The 23,893-nt window shown below is 38.8% G+C and carries 21 protein-coding genes and 3 pseudogenes; 9 read left to right on the forward strand and 15 right to left on the reverse strand.

Annotated features, from left to right (window positions below; genetic code table 11):
* Positions 1-150: 150 nt before the first annotated feature.
* The 4 genes from rplT to thrS form a co-directional block, all read right to left on the reverse strand.
* Entirely contained in the window at positions 151-507 is a 357-nt protein-coding gene (gene rplT / locus FNT16_RS15455) for a 50S ribosomal protein L20 (RefSeq protein ID WP_143872428.1), read from the reverse strand.
* Positions 508-521: 14 nt separating this feature from the next.
* Positions 522-719 (reverse strand): 50S ribosomal protein L35, encoded by a 198-nt coding sequence (rpmI, locus tag FNT16_RS15460; protein ID WP_143872429.1) that lies wholly within the window; start codon positions 717-719, stop codon positions 522-524.
* A gap of 75 nt (positions 720-794) precedes the next feature.
* On the reverse strand, positions 795-1,334 hold the full coding sequence (gene infC, locus FNT16_RS15465; protein WP_143872430.1) for a translation initiation factor IF-3: 540 nt from the start codon (positions 1,332-1,334) through the stop codon (positions 795-797).
* A gap of 20 nt (positions 1,335-1,354) precedes the next feature.
* Positions 1,355-3,268: a threonine--tRNA ligase gene (gene thrS / locus FNT16_RS15470; RefSeq protein ID WP_143872431.1), complete on the reverse strand. Its 1,914-nt coding sequence runs from the start codon at positions 3,266-3,268 to the stop codon at positions 1,355-1,357.
* 180 nt (positions 3,269-3,448) lie between these two features.
* On the opposite strand from thrS, the gene FNT16_RS15475 reads away from it, so the two are divergent.
* Positions 3,449-5,053 (forward strand): S16 family serine protease, encoded by a 1,605-nt coding sequence (locus FNT16_RS15475; protein WP_143872432.1) that lies wholly within the window; start codon positions 3,449-3,451, stop codon positions 5,051-5,053.
* Positions 5,054-5,137: 84 nt separating this feature from the next.
* Positions 5,138-5,650 (forward strand): 3-hydroxyacyl-[acyl-carrier-protein] dehydratase FabA, encoded by a 513-nt coding sequence (gene fabA, locus FNT16_RS15480; protein ID WP_143872433.1) that lies wholly within the window; start codon positions 5,138-5,140, stop codon positions 5,648-5,650.
* 45 nt (positions 5,651-5,695) lie between these two features.
* On the opposite strand, the pseudogene rmf reads toward fabA, so the two are convergent.
* From rmf to FNT16_RS15510, 6 genes and pseudogenes are all read right to left on the reverse strand, one after another.
* Positions 5,696-5,871: pseudogene (rmf, locus tag FNT16_RS15485) on the reverse strand (ribosome modulation factor).
* 198 nt (positions 5,872-6,069) lie between these two features.
* Positions 6,070-7,788: a DUF3466 family protein gene (locus FNT16_RS15490; protein ID WP_246072243.1), complete on the reverse strand. Its 1,719-nt coding sequence runs from the start codon at positions 7,786-7,788 to the stop codon at positions 6,070-6,072.
* Positions 7,789-7,790: 2 nt separating this feature from the next.
* Positions 7,791-9,701, reverse strand: coding sequence for an ATP-binding cassette ATPase Uup (gene uup / locus FNT16_RS15495; protein WP_143872434.1), 1,911 nt, complete (start codon positions 9,699-9,701; stop codon positions 7,791-7,793).
* Between the two features lies 1 nt (position 9,702).
* On the reverse strand, positions 9,703-9,936 hold the full coding sequence (locus tag FNT16_RS15500; protein ID WP_143872435.1) for a glutaredoxin family protein: 234 nt from the start codon (positions 9,934-9,936) through the stop codon (positions 9,703-9,705).
* Positions 9,936-12,043, reverse strand: a pseudogene (rlmKL, locus tag FNT16_RS15505) (bifunctional 23S rRNA (guanine(2069)-N(7))-methyltransferase RlmK/23S rRNA (guanine(2445)-N(2))-methyltransferase RlmL). Before rlmKL ends, FNT16_RS15500 begins: the two are co-directional and overlap by 1 nt.
* Positions 12,044-12,092: 49 nt before the next feature.
* Positions 12,093-12,605, reverse strand: a complete 513-nt coding sequence (locus FNT16_RS15510; protein WP_143872436.1) for a redoxin domain-containing protein — start codon at positions 12,603-12,605, stop codon at positions 12,093-12,095.
* A 40-nt stretch (positions 12,606-12,645) separates the two neighbouring features.
* Here FNT16_RS15510 and FNT16_RS15515 point away from each other — a divergent pair, with 40 nt between their 5' ends.
* Together FNT16_RS15515 and FNT16_RS15520 are read left to right on the forward strand one after the other, a co-directional pair.
* Positions 12,646-13,455 (forward strand): DUF2989 domain-containing protein, encoded by an 810-nt coding sequence (locus tag FNT16_RS15515; RefSeq protein ID WP_246072247.1) that lies wholly within the window; start codon positions 12,646-12,648, stop codon positions 13,453-13,455.
* Positions 13,427-13,651, forward strand: a complete 225-nt coding sequence (locus FNT16_RS15520) for a hypothetical protein (RefSeq protein ID WP_143872438.1) — start codon at positions 13,427-13,429, stop codon at positions 13,649-13,651. Before FNT16_RS15515 ends, FNT16_RS15520 begins: the two co-directional genes overlap by 29 nt.
* A gap of 182 nt (positions 13,652-13,833) precedes the next feature.
* Here the strand turns inward: FNT16_RS15520 and sohB are convergent, their stop codons facing one another.
* Positions 13,834-14,874 (reverse strand): protease SohB, encoded by a 1,041-nt coding sequence (gene sohB / locus FNT16_RS15525; protein ID WP_143872439.1) that lies wholly within the window; start codon positions 14,872-14,874, stop codon positions 13,834-13,836.
* 795 nt (positions 14,875-15,669) lie between these two features.
* On the opposite strand from sohB, the gene FNT16_RS15530 reads away from it, so the two are divergent.
* The 5 genes from FNT16_RS15530 (at position 15,670) to FNT16_RS15550 (ending at position 18,597) form a co-directional block, all read left to right on the forward strand.
* Entirely contained in the window at positions 15,670-16,185 is a 516-nt protein-coding gene (locus FNT16_RS15530; protein WP_143872440.1) for a PTS glucose transporter subunit IIA, read from the forward strand.
* Positions 16,182-16,523, forward strand: coding sequence for an ArsC family reductase (locus tag FNT16_RS15535; protein ID WP_185976613.1), 342 nt, complete (start codon positions 16,182-16,184; stop codon positions 16,521-16,523). The genes FNT16_RS15530 and FNT16_RS15535 overlap by 4 nt, the downstream gene beginning before the upstream one ends.
* A gap of 105 nt (positions 16,524-16,628) precedes the next feature.
* Positions 16,629-17,759 (forward strand): succinyl-diaminopimelate desuccinylase, encoded by a 1,131-nt coding sequence (gene dapE, locus FNT16_RS15540; protein WP_143872441.1) that lies wholly within the window; start codon positions 16,629-16,631, stop codon positions 17,757-17,759.
* Between the two features lie 9 nt (positions 17,760-17,768).
* Complete coding sequence (locus tag FNT16_RS15545) at positions 17,769-18,452, forward strand: M15 family metallopeptidase (RefSeq protein WP_143872442.1); 684 nt, start codon at positions 17,769-17,771, stop codon at positions 18,450-18,452.
* Positions 18,445-18,597, forward strand: coding sequence for a DUF2897 family protein (locus tag FNT16_RS15550; RefSeq protein ID WP_143872443.1), 153 nt, complete (start codon positions 18,445-18,447; stop codon positions 18,595-18,597). The genes FNT16_RS15545 and FNT16_RS15550 overlap by 8 nt, the downstream gene beginning before the upstream one ends.
* A gap of 541 nt (positions 18,598-19,138) precedes the next feature.
* On the opposite strand, the gene FNT16_RS15555 is transcribed toward FNT16_RS15550, so the two are convergent.
* From FNT16_RS15555 to FNT16_RS15570, 4 genes and pseudogenes are all read right to left on the reverse strand, one after another.
* On the reverse strand, positions 19,139-19,975 hold the full coding sequence (locus tag FNT16_RS15555; RefSeq protein ID WP_143872444.1) for a DUF3025 domain-containing protein: 837 nt from the start codon (positions 19,973-19,975) through the stop codon (positions 19,139-19,141).
* A 28-nt stretch (positions 19,976-20,003) separates the two neighbouring features.
* Positions 20,004-20,879: a 23S rRNA pseudouridine(2605) synthase RluB gene (rluB, locus tag FNT16_RS15560; protein WP_143872445.1), complete on the reverse strand. Its 876-nt coding sequence runs from the start codon at positions 20,877-20,879 to the stop codon at positions 20,004-20,006.
* Positions 20,880-20,913: 34 nt separating this feature from the next.
* Positions 20,914-21,476: pseudogene (gene scpB, locus FNT16_RS15565) on the reverse strand (SMC-Scp complex subunit ScpB).
* 97 nt (positions 21,477-21,573) lie between these two features.
* Positions 21,574-23,850: a putative bifunctional diguanylate cyclase/phosphodiesterase gene (locus tag FNT16_RS15570; RefSeq protein ID WP_143872446.1), complete on the reverse strand. Its 2,277-nt coding sequence runs from the start codon at positions 23,848-23,850 to the stop codon at positions 21,574-21,576.
* Positions 23,851-23,893 lie beyond the last annotated feature (43 nt).

Raw genomic sequence — 23,893 nt, forward strand, 5'->3', positions numbered from 1 at the left:
TTAGTTTAAATGTAGTAAGAAATAACAAACAAATTGCAAGGAAAGGAAGTTTTTTCAATGGATTGAGCAACAAAGGGGACTGTAAAAAGTAAATAAACAAAACAAACAAAAAAGGGGCTTGCGCCCCTTTTAGTACAATGCCTTATCGGCTTATGCTAAAGCTTCTTTTGCTTTCTCAACTAATGCTGTGAAAGTTGCTTTGTCATAAACAGCGATATCAGCCAAAATCTTACGATCGATTTCAACAGAGGCTTTTTTCAAACCATTGATGAAGCGACTATAAGATAAACCGTTTTGACGAGATGCTGCGTTAATACGAGCAATCCACAATTGACGGAATTGACGCTTACGTTGACGACGGTCACGGTATGCGTATTGGCCAGCTTTAGTTACAGCTTGTGCAGCAACACGATAAACTCGACTGCGTGCACCGTAATAACCTTTAGCTTGTTTTAAAATCTTTTTGTGCGCTGCGCGAGCAGTTACACCACGTTTAACTCTTGGCATTATTCAGTCTCCTCTTATGCGTATGGCAACATGCGAACGATCAATGGAACATCATTTTGATGAACCTGAGTTTTCGCACGAAGGTGACGTTTACGCTTAGAGCTTTTCTTGGTCAGAATGTGACGCAAGTGTGACTGCTTGCATTTAAAACCACCAGAAGCGGTTTTTTTGAAGCGCTTAGCTGCGCCTCTATGACTTTTGATTTTTGACATTGAGATACTCCGCATTGTCAATTAATAAACTGCAGCAAGGCGGAACAGGCAAAGCCTGTTCACTTTAGGCCATTACTACTTCTTAATAGGTGCCAACACCATGATCATCTGACGACCTTCAACTCGGTTAGGGAAAGATTCCACTGTTGCCAAGTCTTGTAAATCGTCTTTGATACGTTTCATCATATCAATACCGATGTCTTGGTGTGCCATTTCACGTCCACGGAATCGTATCGTTACTTTAGCTTTGTCACCGTCTTCTAGAAAGCGCGTCAGGTTGCGTAGTTTTACCTGATAGTCGCCCACATCAGTTCCAGGTCGGAATTTAACTTCCTTAACCTGAACCTGTTTTTGCTTCTTCTTCTGCTCTTTAGCAGTTTTACTTTTTTCGTAAAGGAACTTACCGTAGTCCATCACGCGGCAAACAGGTGGGTTTGCATTCGGGCTAATTTCGACTAAATCCAACTTAGCGTCGTCTGCTCTGTCTTGCGCATCGCGCAGACTCACCACTCCAACTTGCTCACCTTCTGCGCCAATTAAGCGCACTTCTTTAGCATCAATTTCTTCGTTTATACGTGCTTTGCCTGCTTCAGGGCCTTTTTTACCACCTTTAATGGTTCATTCCTCCACGAAAATTATAATTTCTTTGTATCAATGTCGCTTTTTAATTGAGCTGTAAATTCTTCTATTGTCATTACACCCAAATCTTCACCCTTGCGGGTACGTACAGCGACCTGACCGTTCTCTAACTCTTTATCACCTACAACTAACATGTAAGGGATACGTTTTAAAGTATGCTCGCGGATTTTAAAGCCAATCTTCTCATTTCTCAAGTCAGCAAAGGCTCTAAATCCATTTTCGTTCAATATTTTAGCAACTTTTTCGCAATATTCCGACTGTTTATCCGTAATATTTAAAATTACGGCCTGTTTTGGTGATAACCAAGTCGGAAAATGACCAGCATACTCTTCTGTCAAAATGCCGATAAAGCGCTCGACCGATCCTAAAATCGCTCTATGTATCATCACCGGAACTTTACGATCGTTATTCTCAGATACATAACTTGCACCCAAACGCTCCGGCAAAGCAAAGTCTAGCTGAACTGTACCACATTGCCAGGCTCTGTCTAAACAATCATACAGAGTAAACTCAATCTTAGGGCCATAGAAAGCACCTTCCCCCGGTTGAAGCTCAAACTCAATATCATTGGCTTGTAGTGCATCCGTTAGTGCTTTTTCTGAGCGGTCCCACATCGCATCATCACCGATGCGTTTTTCTGGGCGTGTTGATAACTTAACGGCGATATTATCAAAACCAAAGGTTTTGTATGTATCATACACCATTTTGATACAACTACTCACTTCTGCTTGTACTTGCTCTTCAGTACAGAATATGTGGGCGTCGTCTTGTGTAAAACCACGTACGCGCATCAAACCATGTAGTGCACCTGACGGCTCATTACGGTGACAACACCCAAATTCAGCCATTCTCAGCGGTAAATCTCGGTAGGATTTTAAACCTTGATTAAATATTTGCACATGCCCAGGACAGTTCATCGGTTTAATCGCGTATTCACGTTTTTCAGATTCTGTGGTAAACATGTTTTCAGCATATTTATCCCAGTGACCTGATTTTTCCCATAATACACGATCCATCATTAATGGACCTTTCACTTCCTGATAATCATACTCTCTTAATTTAACCCGTACGAAATCTTCTAACTCGCGATAGATTGTCCAACCATCATTATGCCAGAACACCATACCTGGTGCTTCTTCTTGCCAATGAAACAAATCTAATGCTTTACCAATTTTTCTATGATCGCGCTTTTCAGCTTCGGCTAAACGATTCAAATACGACTTCAACTGCTTTTTGTCAGCCCACGCTGTCCCGTATATACGTTGCAGCATTTTGTTATCAGAGTTACCACGCCAATATGCGCCGGCAACTTTCATTAACTTAAAATGCTGGCAAAACTTCATGTTAGGAACATGAGGTCCGCGACACATATCAATATATTCTTCGTGATTATATAATGCGGGTCTGTCGTCTTTAGAAATATTCTGGTCTAATATTTCCATTTTGTAAGGTTCGCCGCGCTTTTCAAATGTATCGCGCGCCTGTTGCCAGCTAACGGTTTCTTTAACCACCGCGTAATTGGTTTTAGCCAACGCCAGCATACGTTTTTCCAGCGCGTCTAGGTCGTCTTGAGTTAAAGATTGTTCTAGATCAACATCATAGTAAAAGCCATTATCAATGGTCGGACCGATTGCCATTTTTACATTAGGAAACATTTGTTTGATAGCATGGCCTAACAAATGCGCACAAGAGTGGCGAATAATCTCTAGTCCGTCTTCATCTTTAGCTGTAATAATTTGTAATTTTGCATCAGATTCAATTAAATCACAGGCATCCACGCGATTCCCATCAACACGGCCAGCAATTGTTGCTTTTGCTAGGCCCGGTCCAATTGATTCTGCAACTTGCATGACAGTAACAGCTTGTTCGAATTCTCTTTGACTACCGTCAGGAAGGGTTATTATTGGCATCTTAAATCCTTACCAGTGGTGACACCTACCAAATGCCACTTGTTCAACAATAAAATCAGGCCGTGGATCATACTCGGATAGAATGCCTCTGTCGACTAGATAAGCACCGAAATTGTATAAATTTATAATAACTGGTATATACTTGCAGCCCACCTTTTTCGACAGAATATTAATCTAGATATGAATGATAAAGTATTGCACCCGACGCAGCTTAATATACTAGCGCGTCTAGAAACAATAAAACTAACGGATCATAAGGTGCAAACTGAATGTCTGATGCCACAACTGACGGCTTTTTGTAAGCGTGTATCTGAACACAATCAAAACATTTTTCTGTTGTGCGCCAATGCCGAGCCAGAGAAGTTATTGGCTTGGTTAACACTTCCTTTTTACAGTGTGAGTCATATTTCTACGAATAAAATTATTGGCGATTTCCATAGTGTGCCGGGTGGTAAACTGCATTTTAAAAAAGGGGCATTGTTTAATGCTACAGCGAATACCATCATTATCCCAGCTTCAATCTTATTACAGGATTTTCCAACCTTAGAACTGGTTGGAAAAATGTTGCTAAACCGGCAACTTGATACACGATGGTTGATTTCAGAACCTGGCCAAGTGTCCCACAAACAATATCGACATCAAACAATATCTTTTGACAAAAAAGTCATCATTACTGGCAACTATGATGCTTTGTGCCAAATTCAATATTTGCTCCCCGCTTTATCACGCCTTACTTTTGACGATATTTTTGAAGCTGATTATGTCGCTGAAGTAAACGAAATTAGCATTAATGCTTTACATCAATTTATCAGTCAGCAGTTTGGTAAAACATTAAACAAACCTCAATTAGACGCAATAATTTGGGCTTTAGCTCGAAATATTGAAGATCAACATTGGTTTTCAATCGACGTTATGTTTTTAGAAAAATTATTTAGCCGCATGCCAGATAACTTTACTCAAGCTGACGTTGAAATGACGGTGCATGATCTCAGCGGTTTTCATTCTTCTGCACGCCTGTTTAATTTTGAACAAATTAGAAATGACACAGTAAAAGTTGATTTTACTGGAGAGGTGGTCGGTCAGATAAATGGATTAACAGTCGTAGAGACGGCGCTGGCTGAATTTGGTGAACCGTCCAGAATCACAGCAAACATTTTTATTGGTGAAGGCGACATCAGCGATATTGAGCGCAAATCAGATTTAGGTGGTAATATTCATGCAAAAGCAATGATGATCCTATCATCCTTTGTTTCTCAGGTTTTTGCTAAAAATGAACCTTTACCTATTTCTTCTAACGTTGTCTTTGAGCAATCTTATCATGAGGTAGATGGTGACAGTGCATCACTTGCTGAGCTATATGCCTTGTTGTCTGCTATTGCCAATATTCCAATTCGTCAAAATGTGGCTTTAACAGGCGCAATTGATCAGTTGGGTAATGTGTTGGCCGTTGGTGGTGTTGATTTGAAAATAGAGGGTTATCATACTCTGGCAAAATTAAAAGCGCCTTTTGAAACGCACCACGTGATTATCCCGAAAGCCAATATCGCCAATCTTAATTTATCCAGTGAAGTTTGCGCATCGGTAGAGCAAGGTAAATTGCAAATTCATGCAATTGATCATGTCACTCAGGCGTGTGAGATTTTAACAGGTATACCAGCCGAAACTGAAGAACAAACAGGTCTTTTTGATAAAGTGCGTGTTGAACTGGAAAAATTTAGTGCCGATTATGAAGAAAAAGCCGGAATATTTGTTCGATTTCTCCGTTTTTTCACAAATTTACGATAATTTAACTGTTCAGACTTGTTAAGCGAACACCTGTTCGCTAAAGTATGCGCCGAATTTTATCCTAAATATATGATTTGAACTTAAATGAAACAAAATAGTTTTTCTAAAGAAGATTTATTAGCCTGTAGCCGTGGTGAGTTGTTTGGACCAGGTAACAGCCAATTACCAGCGCCTAATATGTTGATGATGGATCGCATCACTCAAATTTTTGAGGACGGTGGCATTGCTAACAAAGGATATATTGAAGCTGAATTAGATATCGTGCCTGATCTATGGTTTTTCGATTGCCACTTCCCTGGCGACCCAGTGATGCCTGGTTGTTTAGGATTAGACGCTATGTGGCAATTAGTCGGCTTTTTCCTTGGATGGTGTGGCGGTCCGGGTAAAGGTCGTGCTCTTGGTGTAGGCGAAGTTAAGTTTACAGGTCAAATTTTACCCACTGCGAAAAAAGTAACCTATCGTATCGACATGAAACGCGTCATTAAACGTAAGTTATACATGGGTATTGCAGACGGTAGTGTAGCAGTTGACGGAAAAGTAATTTATGAAGCAAAAGATTTGAAAGTCGGCTTGTTTCAGGATACTTCAGCTTTCTAAAGTAAAGAAACGCTAGATAAGAAAAAAGCCCTTAAGGGCTTTTTTCTATTTTCCTCCAAAATGCGAAACTCTGTCATCAACGGCGGTTCGCCATCCCCGAGCCATTGAGCTCTCGTATCACTTTCATGATACGGACAACATTCTTTTGCTTTACCAGTTAGACCTGCTTGGTAGCCTTTAGATTGGGCTCGTTCTAAACGATCTCGCTTTTGTCTTTTCATTTAGCCTTCCTATATCCGTTCTGGTTTTTGGATGAATCTGAGGTGTAACCAATCGTTAACCTCAAGTTCAAATTAGCGAAATATTATTGTGATTGCAACCTATTTTTAATAGACGAAAAAAAAACGGAAAACTCTGTTTAGTTCCCTAAATGGCTGACTAAACAGAGATTTCCGGTTTTACAGTTGTAGCAGAACGCCTTAGACTAATTTTCTATTAGAAAAGATGTTTTTAAACAAAAATGTAATAAAGAAGGAAAATAGTAACCAAGCGTTCATTGTTGCACCTTTTCGCTTGATGCCAGTCTCGCCTGCTGGAGCTTGACAAGCAACTTGACCTTCAGCATCAGGGATCAGTTTAACAGTGTACTCAACTTGTTCAGTTATAGGATCGCCATTAGAATCTTCGCCTATAAAATCACCCATCCGGTCACGCGCATTTTGTGTTAATGATGCATGCGCTAGAATCACACCATCATCATTAATTGCCACCGCATCGACAATTCTAAAATCACTTTCACAACTCAACAAACTGTTTAAATCCAGCATTTCTTCTGTATCTAAATCATAGATAAATCCATGCTTAGGCTTAGCTCCACTGGATAGCCCTTCAACTTCAGTTACACCTACAATCTGGTTACTGTTGTTGATATCTCTAACTTTAGTTTCTGCACTGACAAAAAAATCATCTAATATTGTGACATCGACAGCGTTCGAGTTGACATCGTAATAGAAACTTTTTATCACAGCTGACAAACCAGCAGAATCTGAAACAGTCCCCACAACAATGTTATTGTCGTTTATCTTCACCGCTCGGCTAAACAAAGTACTATTTGGATTCGTCAAAACTTGCACATTGTCTTGATAAAACAGAGCTGCCTGAGTACGAACACTATTATTAATATTCAGTACATCAGTTTCACCTACGGCCAATCCAAGGTTATTAACAGAGTAAGCTTTGCTATCGTAGCGCGCTTGAGACGGCAATTCTGAATCGTCAATCGCCATGCCTAAATCAATTGTCTCTGTTATTTCGCCATTTGAGTTAACTTTCCACATCAAAGCATGCGATCTAAAATAGCTCGTTTGATTAGCAAGACTGCCATTTAAGAATCGCCAATAGCAAATTTCTTCCGGCGTTTCATCGTTATTGTTTTCACAAGAAGCGACTAAATTTTGCAGCGCAAAAGTGTCACCAACCGAGCCATAACCAACAATATAGCCTTCATTGGAGACATCTGTTGCATAGCTAAATCCACCTAAAACTTCATCATAGGGAGGTGTCAATTCAATCACACTGTTGCTTGTTTTAACAAAACCACGATGAATATAATTTGGAATTAACCAGTTTTCGCCATCAATTCGTGTTTCTTGTAAAAAGGATTGCGTATCCCCTGTCAGCCACGACAAATCATTAATCGCTCTAACATGCTCATTGTTATGGTAATAAAACTCATCTGTATTGTTATTGATTTTATCTATTATTGCTAATTCAGTACTTTCATTTTCATCTGAAAATGCTGTACGGATGGAAGCAACTTGTTGGTGTTGTCCATCACTTCTGATAGAACCATCTGTTAAGTAGCTTAAAACAATCCCCAAGCTAGTGGCCGAAAATCGGCCTCGACGGACTGACTCTAGATAACTCACATTGTCTTCACCAAAATTAGCCAAGGTTGCAGCCAACGAAAAATCTTGTTCATCAAAGTCTAATAAGTCAACATCAATTGGGTGGTTAAAACGGTACGTTAATACACTGGCAACTTCATTTTTATTATTAATATCAACAGGAAAATTATTTTTAAACTCTTCCGGTGCTGCTACCACTTCAATCCGGTAATTAACGGTGTTGGCCAGAGCTGTATTTATGCCCAACACAGCAATCATTATTGTGCTTAGTTTAGTAAGTTTATTCATCATAATTAGTTAGCGTCATTTTTCAGACTTTCAAGCGCTTCCCATTGTTCAAATGCATTTTCTAGTTGATTTTCAAATTCAGCTAAAGATTTCAATTTTTTATCAACAGCTTCTTGAGCTGAAGTAAAAAATTCTGGTTGATTCATCTCTTCTTGCAGAGCATTTATTTTTGCTTCGAGCTCTTCAATAGTTTTCGGCAACGATTCTAGCAAACGTTTTTGCTTGTAAGACAGCTTTGTTTTGTTATTTTGCGCTTTTTCGACCGTTTTATTTACACTTGGTTCACTGTCTATACTTTTTTGTGAGCTTTTTGCCGATTCTAACTTGGCATTTCTTTCTTGCAATGTCGGTATAATTGAATCGTAACCACCAACAAACTCTTCTATATACCCATTCCCGTGAAAAAAGAAACTCGAAGTTACAGTGTTATCAACAAATTCTCTATCATGTGAGACCAGTAACAATGTACCTTGGTATTGATCTAAAAGCTCTTCAAGAAGTTCTAAAGTTTCAACGTCCAAATCATTGGTCGGTTCATCCAGTATTAATAAGTTCGCAGGTTGCAAAAATAACTTGGCTAATAACAGCCTGTTTTTTTCTCCACCCGATAAGGATTTAACCGGCGAACGGGCTCTTTGCGGTGAAAATAGAAAATCTTGCAAATAGCCTAATGCATGGCGGCTTTTACCATTAAAGATAACGTCTTGTTTGCCATCAGCAACATTATCCATGACTGATTTTTCTTCATCTAGTTGTGCTCGGTACTGATCAAAATAAACGACATCTAAATTAGTGCCTAATTTGACCGTACCTGAATGGGGTTCAATTTGTCCCATAATTAACTTAATAAAAGTTGATTTACCACAACCGTTTGGCCCAATTAAACCAATTTTGTCACCACGCATAATAAGCGCATTAAAATCTTCGACAATTTTTAAATTTTCAAATGAATATGTTAAATTTGTAATTTCAGCGACCATCTTGCCGGATTTGCGCTCTTCCTCTAATTTTATATTAGCGGTTCCCTGCACGTTACGACGTTGGGCACGTTCGTTACGCATCTGTTGCAAATGCCTGACCCGACCTTCATTACGCGTTCTTCGCGCTTTAATACCTTGCCGAATCCAAACTTCTTCTTGTGCCAGTCTATCGTCAAACTTCTTATTTGTTTCTTCTTCAATTTTTAAATATTCAGCTTTATCTATCAGGTATTGATCGTACCCCCGCTCAAAACTGATTAACTTAGCTCTGTCTAAATCAACGATTCGTTTTGCAATATTTCGCACAAATGCCCTATCGTGACTGATAAAAACAACCGCGCCTTTATACTCTATTAAAAACTTTTCCAACCATTCAATTGACTGATAGTCTAGGTGGTTAGTGGGCTCGTCAAGCAACAGAATATCCGGTTCAACGACCAAAGCTTGTGCCAGTGCGACTTTACGTAACCAGCCACCTGACATTGCACTCAATTGAGCATCAGGCTGCAAAGATAACTTTGAAATGACCTGTTGAATTTTGGGGTCGAGTGACCAAGCATCCAGTTTTTCAATATTATTTTGAATGTCTGCCAGTTTATTTAGATCAGCGTCTTGTTGTTGGCTAAGTCGGTAGAACTCAGCTAATGCCTTACCCGCTTCACCTAAAGCAAGTGCAACATATTCATACACGCATCCGTGTGTATCCCTAGGTGGATCTTGCGGCAACCTGGATATAACCGTATTGGCTCTTAAATTAATGTCACCAGTATCGAGCTGAATATCACCACCAATCACTTTTAATAAAGTCGATTTTCCGGCGCCGTTGCGACCTAAAATACAAATTTTTTCACCACTGTTAATGTGAAAATCGGCTTTATTTAACAGTGGATGGTCACCAAAAGCCAAAGAGCCATTTGTTATACGGTATAAATTCATTCTAATTATCTAACCACTTTATCAATTGCTGCTCGTCAAACGGCCAGCTTAAAAATTCATTGTTTGAGCTATCAAGTATGACCGGAATAAGCGTACCAAACTGTGCAACCAGTGCCGGATCTTCAGCAATGTCTAGATGACGAACATGCTCTGCCAAACCAACATTTTGAATCACCTTTTCAGCATACTCACACAGGTGGCAACCCTCTGTGCCATATAATAACAATTCGCTCATTATTCATTCGCTTCCAATGCCCAAACCTGACGTATATTACTGCGACGTTTAAAATCAAATGGCAGCGTTTGTTGAGATAAATCGAGCCATTTTACATTGAGTGCTCGTAATGCTTCTTCGTCTAATTTAAAACTTCTTAAATTATTGGAAAAGTATAATTGACCACCTGGGTTTAAATGTTCGAGTGCTAAAGACAGCAACTTAATGTGATCTCTTTGTACATCAAAATCTTTGTCTAACTTTTTTGAATTTGAAAAACTAGGTGGGTCAATAAATATCAAGTCAAATTTGTTTTTATTGCGCTGTAACCACTCTATGCTGTCCATCGCAATAAAGGGATGCCATGTTGGATTGATATTATTCAATTCAAAATTTCGCTTTCCCCACTCCAGATATTTTTTAGATAAATCGACTGAAGTGATCTGACTGGCGCCACCTAAAGCTGCATGTACACTTACACTACAAGTGTACGCAAATAGATTTAATACTGTTTTTCCTTTTGCATTTTGCTGCACTTTAAGGCGCATATCCCGATGATCTATAAATAAACCTGTATCTAAGTAATCATATAAATTTACGTAAAACTGCGCGTTAGCCTCTTGCACCACCATGTACTGTTCTGTTTGTGCCGCTTTTTTATATTGCTCTTTACCTTTTTGTCGTTTGCGCACTTTAACGGCAACCTTAGCCGGATCCATAGTCAAAACTTTTGGTGCTGTTAACAGCACGTCATTCAATCTTGCCTGTGTTTTTTCAAAAGGTATGTCTTTAGGCGCAGCGTATTCTTGAACGACCAAGTGGTCGCCATAAATATCAACGGCGACGTTATAATTGGGTAAATCAGCGTCATATACGCGGTAACATTCGGTAGGATATTGTTTCGCCAGTTTTGAGAATTGCTTGTGGTTTTTGCGTAAGCGATTTTGGAACTCTGTTGCGATGCGTTCTCTTGGATCACCAGCTTCAACAGCTTCTTCTATTTGATAGTTTGCAATCACACAGTCTAACGCGCCATTTTTTACTTTGTATTTTTTATCCGCTTTTAATTTCAACTGGCGCATTTGTTCAAGCGCTGAAGAAATAACGGTTAAATGCCAACCTGCATGATTAATTTTAAGGCTTTGCCCAAAATCAAGATAGAGATTAGCAATCTTAATTTCATCTTCTAAACGCTCACCATACGGCGGATTAGAAACGACATACCCTTGTTCAGCATTCAGATTTATGGCAAATTGAGTTGCATCGGCACGTTCAAAATGTATTTGTTCAGTAACACCTGCATCCATGGCATTTTGTCTGGCAATCGTTAACTCTCGATTGCTAATATCATAGCCAAACACTCTCAGCGTTTTGTCATTATCAATTAGTTGATCATATTCGTTTTTGATACTTTCAAATAACTTTGCGTTGTGTCCCAACCAGGCGTCAAATCCCCATTCTCGTCGATACATTTGGGGGGAATTTTTTGTGCCATTTGCACGGCTTCAATCAACAATGTGCCTGATCCACAAAAATAATCGACTAGAGGTCGTTCGCAGTGCTCTAGCCAGCCAGATCGCATAATCACAGCCGCTGCTAAATTTTCTTTTAATGGCGCTTTACCAGCTTGCAACCGATAACCGCGTTGATGCAAAGACCCCCCACTTAAGTCGATAAAGATATGCGCATTTTTTTTGATCAAACGACCTTGGATACGAATATCTGCTGCACTCTTATCTACATTGGGTCGCCGTCCGACTTCCTCCTGAAAGGTATCCACTATCGCATCTTTCACGACTTGACCACTAAATTGCGTGTTACGCAAAGAGTCTGTCGTACCATTAAATTCAACGCTAATCGTTGAGCGGTCATTAAACTGCATTGGCCAATCTACAGTCTGACAAATATCATACAAATCTTGTTTGTGACGACATTCTCCACTGGCTAACTCTAATAAAACTCTATTCGCTAAACGTGACATGTAGCAAACACGATAAGCTTGCTCGATGCTACCTTCAAACCAAACAGAAGATACCGAAAGTTTAATATCTGTAATACCAAAACCTTGTAATTCGGCTTCTATTAGATTTTCTAAACCTTTTGACGTGGTGACTAAAAACTTGGCCATTTATTACCTCATATTGTTGAGGCGGCATTATATACGAAATATATAAATATCACAGCCAAGTGCGCAGTTTCATTCCAGTTTCACTAGTAAAACCAACACTAGCGTATGTTATCTGGCCGACTTGATCGACAACATAATAACTGGGAAATCCGGTGATTTTAAACTGAGCCCGTATTGCTTCGTTGCCCAAGTAAACAGGTACATTTAAATCATGTTGTTTGACGAATGCTTCAACTTCAGTGCTGGATTGGTAACTTAGAGCGATTAATACAATATTTAACGAAGCCTGATGCTCGAGATATAGTGTATCCAAATTTTCGATACTGAGGTGACATACGTTACACCAAGGGGCAAAAAAATAGATGAGCGTTTTCTTATTGTGCTGGTACAAATCAACGGGCACTATTTGATGAGTATCTAAATTAACCAACTCAAGAGGTTTGTTTGGTAATGCCTTTTCGCCAGACAACATATTTCTTGTCTGAAATTCGCTAAACAGCCAGACAAAGAGAATCAAGATTATTAACTCTGCGCTCCATTTTACGATTTTTTTTATAGTCAATATAGTTTATCCTAAATAAAAAATGTTTGAGGATAGCCAGTTGCGAAGGCTCAAAATAAAAGACCTGCTATTTGCCACAAGTATTTCAATCGCTGTATCTGCCTGTGATTCAGGCTTAAGTTTGAATGAGGTTTGTCAGTCAACACCACAGATTTGTGAAGACCTTAATACAGATGCTTGGTGTAAACAAGAACGTAAAGACGTGATATTAGGTCGCTATGCAGAAATGCAGAATCCTACCGATGATGTTCGTTATAAACTCATCATGGATTTTGAGGCGTATTCTACTTGTGTCGAAAAAGCTTCATTTATCGAGCATATAAAACTTAAAGACAAACAAACAGGACGCGTTAGAGGGTTTGTAACCTCAGTTAAAGAACTTGAACGCCTTTCCAATCAGACGAAAGACAGTAATCACCCGCATTTGCTGTATTGGCATTGGTCACGTAATGGCGATGAACAAGCGATGAGCAGATTTCTAGCGCTGCGCGATAGCGGTATTCTACAAACACCTGAGTTGCAATTTAAACTCGCGACTTACTATGTGAAGTTTAATAGAGATTTAACCATTGATACGTTATATCACGCTTTAACCTTGTATGATGGTGAAAAACCGGTTAACCCTGAAATTTTAAAAACGCTCAGTACCTTATATCTTAAAGATGAAAAATATAAACATGCATATGTTTGGGGTAAACTTGCTAAAGAATTTGGTGTTACTGATATTGATTTAGCGCCACTTCGAGCCGTATTGAAAAATCAAAGTATCAGCATTGCACAACTTAATGATATTGCCGATGATTACGGATCAGCAATTGAAAATGGAGAGTTTACACCACCTCGCCGCTAGACTAACAGCGCGACTAATAGAGCAACTAATAGAGCAACTAATAGAGCAACTAATAGAGCAACTAATAGAGCAACTAATAGAGCAACTAATAGAGCAACTAATAGAGCAACTAATAGAGCAACTAATAGAGCAACTAATAGAGCAACTAATAGAGCAACTAATAGAGCAACTAATAGAGCAACTAATAGAGCGTTAGGCGAGCAATTAAGCTATGCTGACCAGCTTGGTTTCAAAAACATAAAAGAGATGAGTTAAAGCATCTCTTTTATGTATTAACTGTTTGTTCAATGCTGCCTAATCATTACAATCAAGCTATTTAACGAGAATAGCAATGACGTTTTTAAGTACATTTTTAAACAACATTAAACACCATTAATTCTATTTAAATTTCATCTCATTCATTTTGCCTGTTAAGCGCATAAAAACACTTTCAATGCTACTTGCAGCAGCTATTGGCAATTTATCTAAAAAACTTTTGGCAATGGAATATTTAACCTGGTAAACCGGCATATTCGCAATCTTCTGAGTGATCAATTCATCACTTGTGATCAATTCATCAACCAAACCTAATTGTTGCGCCTGACTTCCCATCCAGTGTTCACCCGTTGCGACCTTAGCGACATCCAAATCTTGTCGATATTGGCTAATATGTTGTACAAACAAACTATGAATCTCTTCTAATTCACTCTTAAATTTCTCACGCGCTTTATCAGTATTCTCGCCAAAAATAGTTAAGGTTCGTTTAAATTCACCTGCAGTGATTTGCTCAAACTCAATATCATTCTTTTTAAGTACTTTATTGAAATTAGGTAACTGCGCGATCACCCCTATAGATCCCACGATAGCAAATGGCGCTGCAACAATTTTATCCGCGACACAAGCCATCATATATCCACCACTGGCAGCAACTTTATCAATCGCAACTGTCAATGGTATGTTTTTATCTCTAATACGTACAAGTTGAGAGGCGGCTAAACCATAACCATGAACAACGCCACCGCCACTTTCAAGACGAAGCAGAACCTCATCTTTTTCTGTGGCAACCGCTAAAATGGCTGAGACTTCTTCGCGTAAATTATCAACTTCATGGGCATCAACACTGCCTTTGAAATCGATAACAAATAACTTGCTATCCGCTTGCTCATCTGTATCTTTGCTTTTCTTTTCTTTAGCCGCTTTTTTTTCCTGTTGTTTAAGGGCTTTCTGTTTACGTTTTAACGCGTCTTTATCTAACAATTGAGATTCAATGGACTCTTTTAACTCACTAAAACGTTCGGTTAAATTAGTCACTTCTAATTCACCTTTACGATTTCCTTTACCTTTTTTTGCTGCAGCAGCAGCCACAATTATTGCAATAATGGCTATCACAAATGTGATAGTTTTAGCGAAAAATAAACCGTATTCATATAAAAATTGCATACACATATACCCTGTAAACTAAGTTTAGTGCAGCTTATCACAACTATAAGTTTTCAGATAAGTAGTATTTTAATTCCCTTATCAAGGATATCCCCAACAAAGCAGTATAATAGGTAAGCATAGCCCTCCAAACAGGCCAAAATCCAAGACTAGACAAAAAATAATCAGAAAAATTAATCCTTTATATTCAGTCACATAAAAACAAATACAGAGACAATTAACATAGATATCCACATATTGCGTGGATAACCTAAGATAAAGTTAGACAAAAAACAAAAACAGGCCCCAAAACAGGATCGAAACAAACAACTTGAACAATAAACACACAAGGATTAAAGTTTGATCAAACAAGTCTAAAGTTTGATCAAAGAGTTATTCACAAGAGAAGCAAAGCTCACGAAAATGCGTTTAAAAAGCATACAAAAGGTGATCACAACGACATCATTGAACACTTTTTAACCTGTTTTATTTTATATAAATATCAATAACTTAAAGGTTACCCACTGAGTCTTCAACAAGGTTATCTACAGCTTCTGTGGAAGACTATAAAACAACATGTCAGCGACTAATAACTGGCTAAAAGACACCCTTAAGATGTGCATAAAACAAACAAAAAACTATAAAATTAGTACTTTTATCCACAAACATATTAAAATTGAGAGTTCTATGTGAATAATAAATAGTGTCGGTTATACATAGATGCACTATTTATATTTGCTAAATTTGTGATGTAATAGCCCTCTATGCAAAAGATTAAAGGCTAATCCCAAATTTTTATAACACAGGTATTTCACTTTGATTGAACAGCAGCCGAATGCACAAGCAATTTGGACGCTTTACGCGCCAAGTAACTGTAAAGTATGGCCAATTGAAAAGCACCCAAGCGCTACAGTCGCCGCAGGCCATTATGGTAAAGGTGTCAGCTTCTTACCGAAAAATGAAGTTATTTGCAGCCCGATTGATGGAACTTTGATTTATATGTCCCCAACTTTTGATTGTTTACGCATCAAACATACCAGTGGCTTGTTGGTGCATTTCGGTTTTGCCAATGGTGTGGAAAATATGATGACAGCCGGTTTTAAAAAATTATACCCCGAGGAACAAAAGTTAGAATGTGGACAACCTATCTTTAGTTTTCACATGAATAAGACACAAGCGGCTTGTGATTCTCTTTGGTCTTTTATTTCTCTGGTTAATTTACCGGACAATTATCAATTCAAATTTTTTCAGGGCTTGGCCCAAGCCAAAATCGACCCAATAATAGAAGTCTTCAAACCAAATTCACAACAAGAAAGTGAGGAAAGTAGATGATCACCTTATATGGTATTAATAACTGCGATACAGTTAAGAAAGCTAAAAAGTTTCTAGATGAAAATCAAATTGAATTTCAATTTCATGACTTTAAAAAGCAAGGACTAGATAAATCTTTAGTCGATCTCTGGTTGACTCAGATAGACTGGCAAACACTATTAAACAAACGTGGCACGACTTGGCGCAAACTAGACGATTCGATTAAAGATTCTGTTAACGAAGAAAATGTGGCCGATTTATTGGTTAACTACCCTTCGATGATTAAGCGGCCCGTAGTCAACAAAGAAGGTGAAATTAGCGTCGGTTTTAAAGCGGATGAATGGAAAATTAAATTTTAGCGGATTTGCTGCTAAAAAGAGAAAAGTTATCAGAGCGAAAGCAGAAAAATGCTAAACTGAACGCATAACATATTCATTTATTAAATATATTCCGCAAGGTCATTCATGTCTGAAGTCATCAACCTATTAAAAGATTTAATTTCACGCGAATCAGTAACACCAGAAGATGCTGGTTGTCAAAAACTGATGTCTGAAAAACTGCAAAATTTAGGCTTTAATATTGAGCCTATGATATTTGAAGACACTACCAATATGTGGGCACGCAAAGGGGATGCTGATCCAGTATTTTGTTTTGCTGGTCATACGGATGTTGTCCCCTCTGGTCCGCTTAAAGATTGGCACACTCCGCCATTTGAACCGACTGAAATAGATGGTTATTTGCATGGCCGTGGTACAGCTGACATGAAAGGCAGTTTAGCAGCAATGCTGATTGCGACAGAAAGGTTTGTAAAAAAACATCCTAATCATAAAGGTTCTATTGCTTATTTAATTACCAGCGATGAAGAAGGCCCATTTATCAATGGTACAACTCGTGTCATTGATACGCTTGAAGCGCGCAATGAAAAAATCACCTGGGCCTTAGTGGGCGAACCCTCAAGTACACACAAAGTCGGTGATGTAATAAAAAATGGCCGCCGGGGATCATTGAGTGGCGATTTAGTTGTAAAAGGTATACAAGGGCATGTCGCCTACCCGCACTTGGCTAAAAACCCAGTTCACTTAGCAGCACCCGCACTAACCGAGCTGTCACAAATACAATGGGATAAAGGCAACGATTATTTTCCGCCAACCAGTTTTCAGGTTTCAAACATTAAGGCGGGAACAGGGGCTACAAATGTCGTACCAGGTGAATTAAACGCACAGTTTAATTTCCGTTACAGCACTGAAGTAACTGCAGATGAATTGGTTGCCCGAGTGCATGGCATATTAGATGCGCATGGCTTAGATTATACACTAGACTGGACATATAATGGCTTACCCTTTCTAACAGATGAAGGCGCATTAGTGGAAGCGGCTGTAAAAGCGATAGATGAAACGGTCCATTACAAACCCGAGTTATTAACCACTGGCGGCACTTCTGATGGCCGTTTTATTGCCCCAACTGGTGCTCAAGTTTTGGAGTTAGGTCCAGTCAACGCTACGATTCATAAAGTAAACGAATGTGTCAAAATTAAAGATATTGAGCTTTTAACAGACATGTATGAAAAACTTTTAGAAAACTTGTTGGTAGATTAACGATTCGTTATGTATTCATTTACTGATCAGCAAATCACAGGCTTAGATGACGCTCTTTTAGTTGAATTATATCCAAACCATTTTGTCCACCACGCTAGCTGTGAAGCAGTTAAAGGGTTACAAAACAATGCGATTAAAGCGGGCTTCGACATAAGGTTGGCCAGCAGTTTTCGAAGCTTTGCGCGGCAAAAATCAATTTGGAATGAAAAGTGTAACGGGCGGCGTCCAGTTTATGATCGCAACAACACAGTACTTGATATCAAAGTATTAAGCCCGTTTGAACTGGCTGATCATATCTGTTTTTTTTCCGCAATACCGGGGAGCAGCCGCCATCACTGGGGCTGTGATTTTGATGTATACGATCTAAATGGCTTTAAAAATAACGATAAGCCACAGTTAATAAAAAATGAATACACGCTAAACGGACCGAATTATCCGATGTTTCAGTGGTTACAAGCCCATGCTCAACCTTTGGGCTTTGCATTCCCTTATTTACATGTGGATGGTAAATGTGGTGTTGCATACGAACCTTGGCATATTAGCCATGTTAAGGTCAGTCAAAGTGCGCAAAAATTGCTAACACCTGATACACTTATCAGGTGTTGGCAAAACAATCCGTTTTTATTATCCGACGTTATTTTAAATAACTTCGACTACTTTTACGCAACTTATATCGAGCCTTATCATGTCTAGTTGGATGATTATTTTAATTATCGTGGTCGCATTTCTATTTGTCTTGGGGCCTATTTTAATGCTTAAAAGTAGTAAAGGATTTAAAATTCCTAAAGATTTTAAAAACACACAAGGTTACGACCAAGACAAAGACAAAGATGATTAAAAAACCATAAACAGCCGTTAGGTTGTTAGATTATTTAAATGAGCAATGATAAATAGCAGCCAACCTGCGGCTGCAAATAAACTTAAATAAAAGGCCTTTGATTTTAAACGGCTGACTGTATGCATTTTATCAGAAAGTGATTTTTCTAAATTTCTGCAATATTGTTCGCTCACCATAACCCACCTCGCCAATTTTATGACACCTGTTACTCTCTTATTTTATCGGCAAGTTTTATACCAGCATTAGGGCGTGTTTATCTTTGTATTATTTTTGAGCAACAGGCTATTTTAATCATTAACAAAGCAGAATGAGTGGGGTTTAGTCATTCTAAATAAACGAATTCTAATGCCGTTAAGGGTTAAAATAGCCATTGCCCTTCGGGCTGAGGCCAAAATGGTCTTATGCAGCGTTAGAAATAACTTATTTAGATGACTAAACTTCACTATTTCTGCCTTGCCTAAGAGCATTTTTTCTCTCAGCTCAAATTATAAACAAAGATCAACAGACCCTAGGGCGTGTGAATCTTTGTATTATTTTTATCTTAAGCTAGCGTTTTGTTTTTGCGCTGTGGTTTAGGTCGGAAGTAATCTGTATTTAAATAATATGCTTGCTGTTGATTATCCTCACACCAAGTGGGTATGCCTAACACAGGTAAAGGTGAAAGGTTTTTATTTGTGTCTAAAGTACCTTGCTTCGCTATTTCAGTCGCCAATTGGCTGTCTAACAATTGATATTGTTCGACTGTCGATCGCTCAAAAAAAGTATCGCTCACTTTAATAAAATACGCTTTGGCGGTTAAACCAATAAAAGGTGCTAAACACATCTCATAGATGGCATGACCAAAAACAAATGGTCGAATATTGCTAAACCATTTAGCTCTGTTTTGCCAGAAGCTTTGTAACCATAGATGCGACTGCAAATCATGCTTATCAGCTTCACTGGTGTAAGCGATGACAATGCCACATTCATCAAACAAGGTAAGCGCATCGCGTTTTTTAGTTCGTTTTTTTAAGCCAAACTCACTAATATCTGCATAATGTTGATGGTTAATTTGTTGTTTGCTTTTGCTAAAAAGCGCCCATACACAAGCATTAAATAAGTCGTGCCAATTATCAACTCGCGTTGGTATTTTATGGTTTTGGAAAATAAACGCTTCGTAACTCAAGCCCTGCAGTACTTCGTCAGATAACTGTTCAATCAATTGATAGTTTTGTTGGGCAAAAAAAGTACTAAAAGTGGTCACCAGTTCACTACTTTGAGCAATTGTTGGGAACTCTGTAAATTTTTGCAAATTCAGCAGTTGATTTAGATCACCGTAAATTCCGGATGTTAAATTCGCTACTTGCCAGTCTAAATCGGCGGACCACTTTTTTTTCATAATGACAGATTATTTAAAGTCTTTTCGTTTACTTCTTTTTACTGCGTCGACTTTTAGGTGCTTCGGTATTTTCTCTAAGCTCAGTTCGACGAATGGCTTTACGTATACGGTTTGCTTTTAGATTTTTAATCTTGGCATTGCGACTAATCTCTTTTTTCATTTCAATTGGGCGCATTCCAACCAGTTTACGTAAATAGTTTACTTCTGCTATCTCTAATTCGGCCCAACCGCCCATTGGCAATGTTCTAGGTAAACTAATATCACCATAGCGAATACGTGATAGACGACTGACCTGTACTTCCTGCGATTCCCATATACGACGCACTTCTCGATTGCGCCCTTCACTAATGGTGACATGGAACCAACGGTTAATGCCTTCTCCACCTTGAAAGTTTATTTTATTAAATTTTGCAGGCCCATCTTCAAGTTGAACGCCAGAACGTAGTCGGTTAATCGTGGCATCGGTGACATCACCAAACACGCGTACTGCATATTCACGCTCCACTTCATTTGATGGGTGCATCAACTGATTGGCTAACTCACCATCTGTCGTAAAAATTAACAAGCCTGTTGTGTTAATATCTAAACGACCGACCGCCACCCAGCGACCTTGCCTTAACACGGGTAGACGCTCAAATACCGTTTTGCGATTTTCAGGGTCGTTTCGCGTGCACACTTCACCCAAAGGTTTGTTGTATATTAATACACGACAAGGCACTTCATCTGCATGTGTGAATTTAACCACCTGACCATCCAGACGTAATTCATCCGAAGTCGTTACGCGTTCACCGATGGAGCAAATACTGCCATTAATACTGACCCGCCCTTCTGCAATAGCGCGTTCCATTTCACGACGTGAGCCTTTACCGGCTCGGGCAAGTACTTTTTGAATTTTTTCTGACATCTGATTCTCCCGAATCTGATTAAGTCTTTCGACATTAATTTAGAGTTGATTTTTCAGCTTGCGCGGCCAGTTGTTCTGTTACCTGCGGCAAGTCTTCGAGACATTGTAACCCAAAATAATCTAAAAACGATGCTGTTGTTGCAAATAATGCTGGACGACCCGCTACTTCTTTGTGTCCAACCACCTTTACCCAACCGCGCTCTTGCAACGAACGAATAATATTACTGCTGACCGCAACACCTCGCACTTGTTCTATTTCCCCCGAGTTATCGGTTGGCGATACGCAATTAGCGCTAACGTTTCGAGCATTGCTCGTGAATATCTAGGCGCTTTTTCTTGCCATAACAAGCTAACCCATGGGCTAAACATTGAGCGAGTTTGAAACCGGTAGCCGCCAGCAACCTGAACTAATTCTATGCCATGGCCTTCATATTTAAGCTGTAATTCTTTAACTAAAGACGTAATTTTCCGTTGTGATATTTTGAACTCGGCAAGCACAGTTTCTGCCAGTTGTTTAACTGTCATAGGCTGACCAAATACAAATATTGCGGCTTCTATAATTTGCATATATTGTTGGTCGTTATTTTTTCTTGCCATGTTCAATACACTTTAGTGATTATCGAAGTGGGCTGAATTATGCCGATAATCAAACTTAAAATAAACCCTTGCATGATTAAGCTATTCGAACCCTCTATTAATCTAACGAGTACTGGGCGGCATGCACAAAGGCTTCAAAATCAGCTTGACTTAGAGGTTTACTGTACCAATAACCTTGAATTTCATCACAGCCAAATGTTTCTAGCATTTTTAACTGCTCTTTTGATTCAACGCCTTCAGCAATTACTGTTAGATTAAGGTTTTTAGCCAATTGACATACCGTTATTACAATTGCCTGATCGTCTTTATTGCTCTGCATATTGCGAATAAATGACAGATCAACTTTTAATTTATCAATCGGAACTTGTTTAAGATAGGCTAAAGAAGAAAACCCCGTACCGAAATCATCAATCGCGACACCAATACCAATAGACTTGAGCTTTTGTAGTACTTTAATACCTTGGTCCTTGTTTTGCGTGATTACCCCTTCGGTAATCTCTAACGCCAGCCTCTCTGGTGCTAAACCTGAATCGTGAAGGGCGCGCTCTACTTCATCACAAAAACCGGGTTGTAAAAACTGTCTAGCCGATATGTTAACTGCAATTTTTGCATTTTGCGGTAAGTTATTTTGCCAATTTGCAGCCTGCTGGCAGGCGCTCTTCAAAATCCAACTACCTAGTGGCAAAATTAAACCATTTTGTTCTGCAATCGGAATAAACTCTGAGGGTGATATGAACGCTCCATCTACACACCAACGAACTAAAGTTTCAACCCCGGTCATTTTTTTATGATGAATAGCGTATTGAGGTTGAAAATAAAGTTCAAATTGGCGATATTCAAGCGCATATATTAGTTTTCGAGTAATATCTAACCTTCTAGCATGTTTAAAGCCTAGATCTTTGTCAAAACATTTAGCTATCTGCTCAGATTCATTGGCGGCATCTAGGGCTAGCTTAGCTTGTAGCAACAGCGTTTCCACTGACTGACCACATTGTGGAAACTCGCTTACCCCAATTTTCAACGCGACCTGCATCAAACCTTGTTGAGTCGCAATATTTTGTTCAAAACGTTTGCTAATCGCATTGGATACCCTTTCTAATATGTTTGAATGTTGTCGCTCTGTATTAAAAATAATTGTAAAATTTGCATCAGCAATATGATAAATATTGGATTGCAATAACAATTCACGTTTCGCATCTTCAAATACTTTGGATAAACTTTTCGCAACATTAAGCACATAGTCAGTCGCCCCGGACAAGCCATGATTTTCGGAAACTTTTCCATAATCGGGTAACTCGATTAACATTAACCAAAAGTGCTGTGAATGTTGAATAGTTGCAGCTAAATCTTCATTAAACTTGCTTGCATTATACAAACCCGTTGAATCATGATGGTGTGCTTTAAAATGCATTTGTAGTTCGTACTTTTTTTGCGCTGTGATGTTATTAATTTGGATATCAAATGCGTCCAAATCTGCTAACCAATGAATTTGATAACTTAAAAAATAGCCGTTGATTTGGTGTTTAAACCAAGTTTCTGAAGACTGTTTATTTTTAACCAATGCCAATTGCTCAGTTAAATTGTCAGCTAACATTAGAATCGGTTTATCTACTAACCCTATTTCCCTAAGCATTCTGTACGTTGATGGATTGGCATAGCGAATATCTCCTTGCGAATCGACACTCAATACAGGGTTGGGATTTCTGCTAGCGAACATCGCCAGCCGCTCATTAGTGGCACTTAATTCAAGACTTTTTTGAAGGTATTTTCTAAAAGCTAAAATAAGCAATAATATCAGCGCACTATAAACAGAAACCGGAATTAACATTTTACCAAACAGACTACTGATATTTTTATCTCTCTTTGTATTCAGGTCGTTTACTGTGGTTTCAAAGGCATTCAAAATTACCAATGCATTTTTTCGATACTGACTAATTTGTGCTAATTGCTCGCGTGCCAAATCCCAGTCAACCACTTGCAATGATAAGGTTTTATCTAATTTTACGGCACCGCTTTCCATAGCTGAGAGCTGGCTTTGCAACGCATTAATTATGTTTTTCTGAGCATAATTGGTTGCCAGTGCTGCCATCGCCTTTTCCAATTCGCTCCGTCGTGTTTGGTAGTCCTGTGTAAACAAACGGGTTTGGAGTGTTACATAGTATTTGTACAACAAGCTTTCCTGCTCGCTTAACAACACACTTACTTTACGGCTTTGTACTAAGGCGGGAGTGTGTTCTTCTAATAGCGGATTCGCCGTATTTTGCAGCTGATTGATCGTGAGGTAGGCATAGCCAGAAAATAAAAATACCGCTGTAATTGACAGAATAAGAACAATATTAGCTTTATTTCGTAACTGTTTAATTTGGCTTTTCAATCGTGCACTCCATTCTGTTATTTTTGTTATTTTTCGATTTATT

This window comes from Catenovulum sediminis (assembly GCF_007289895.1).
In the GTDB taxonomy this organism is placed as follows: domain Bacteria; phylum Pseudomonadota; class Gammaproteobacteria; order Enterobacterales; family Alteromonadaceae; genus Catenovulum; species Catenovulum sediminis.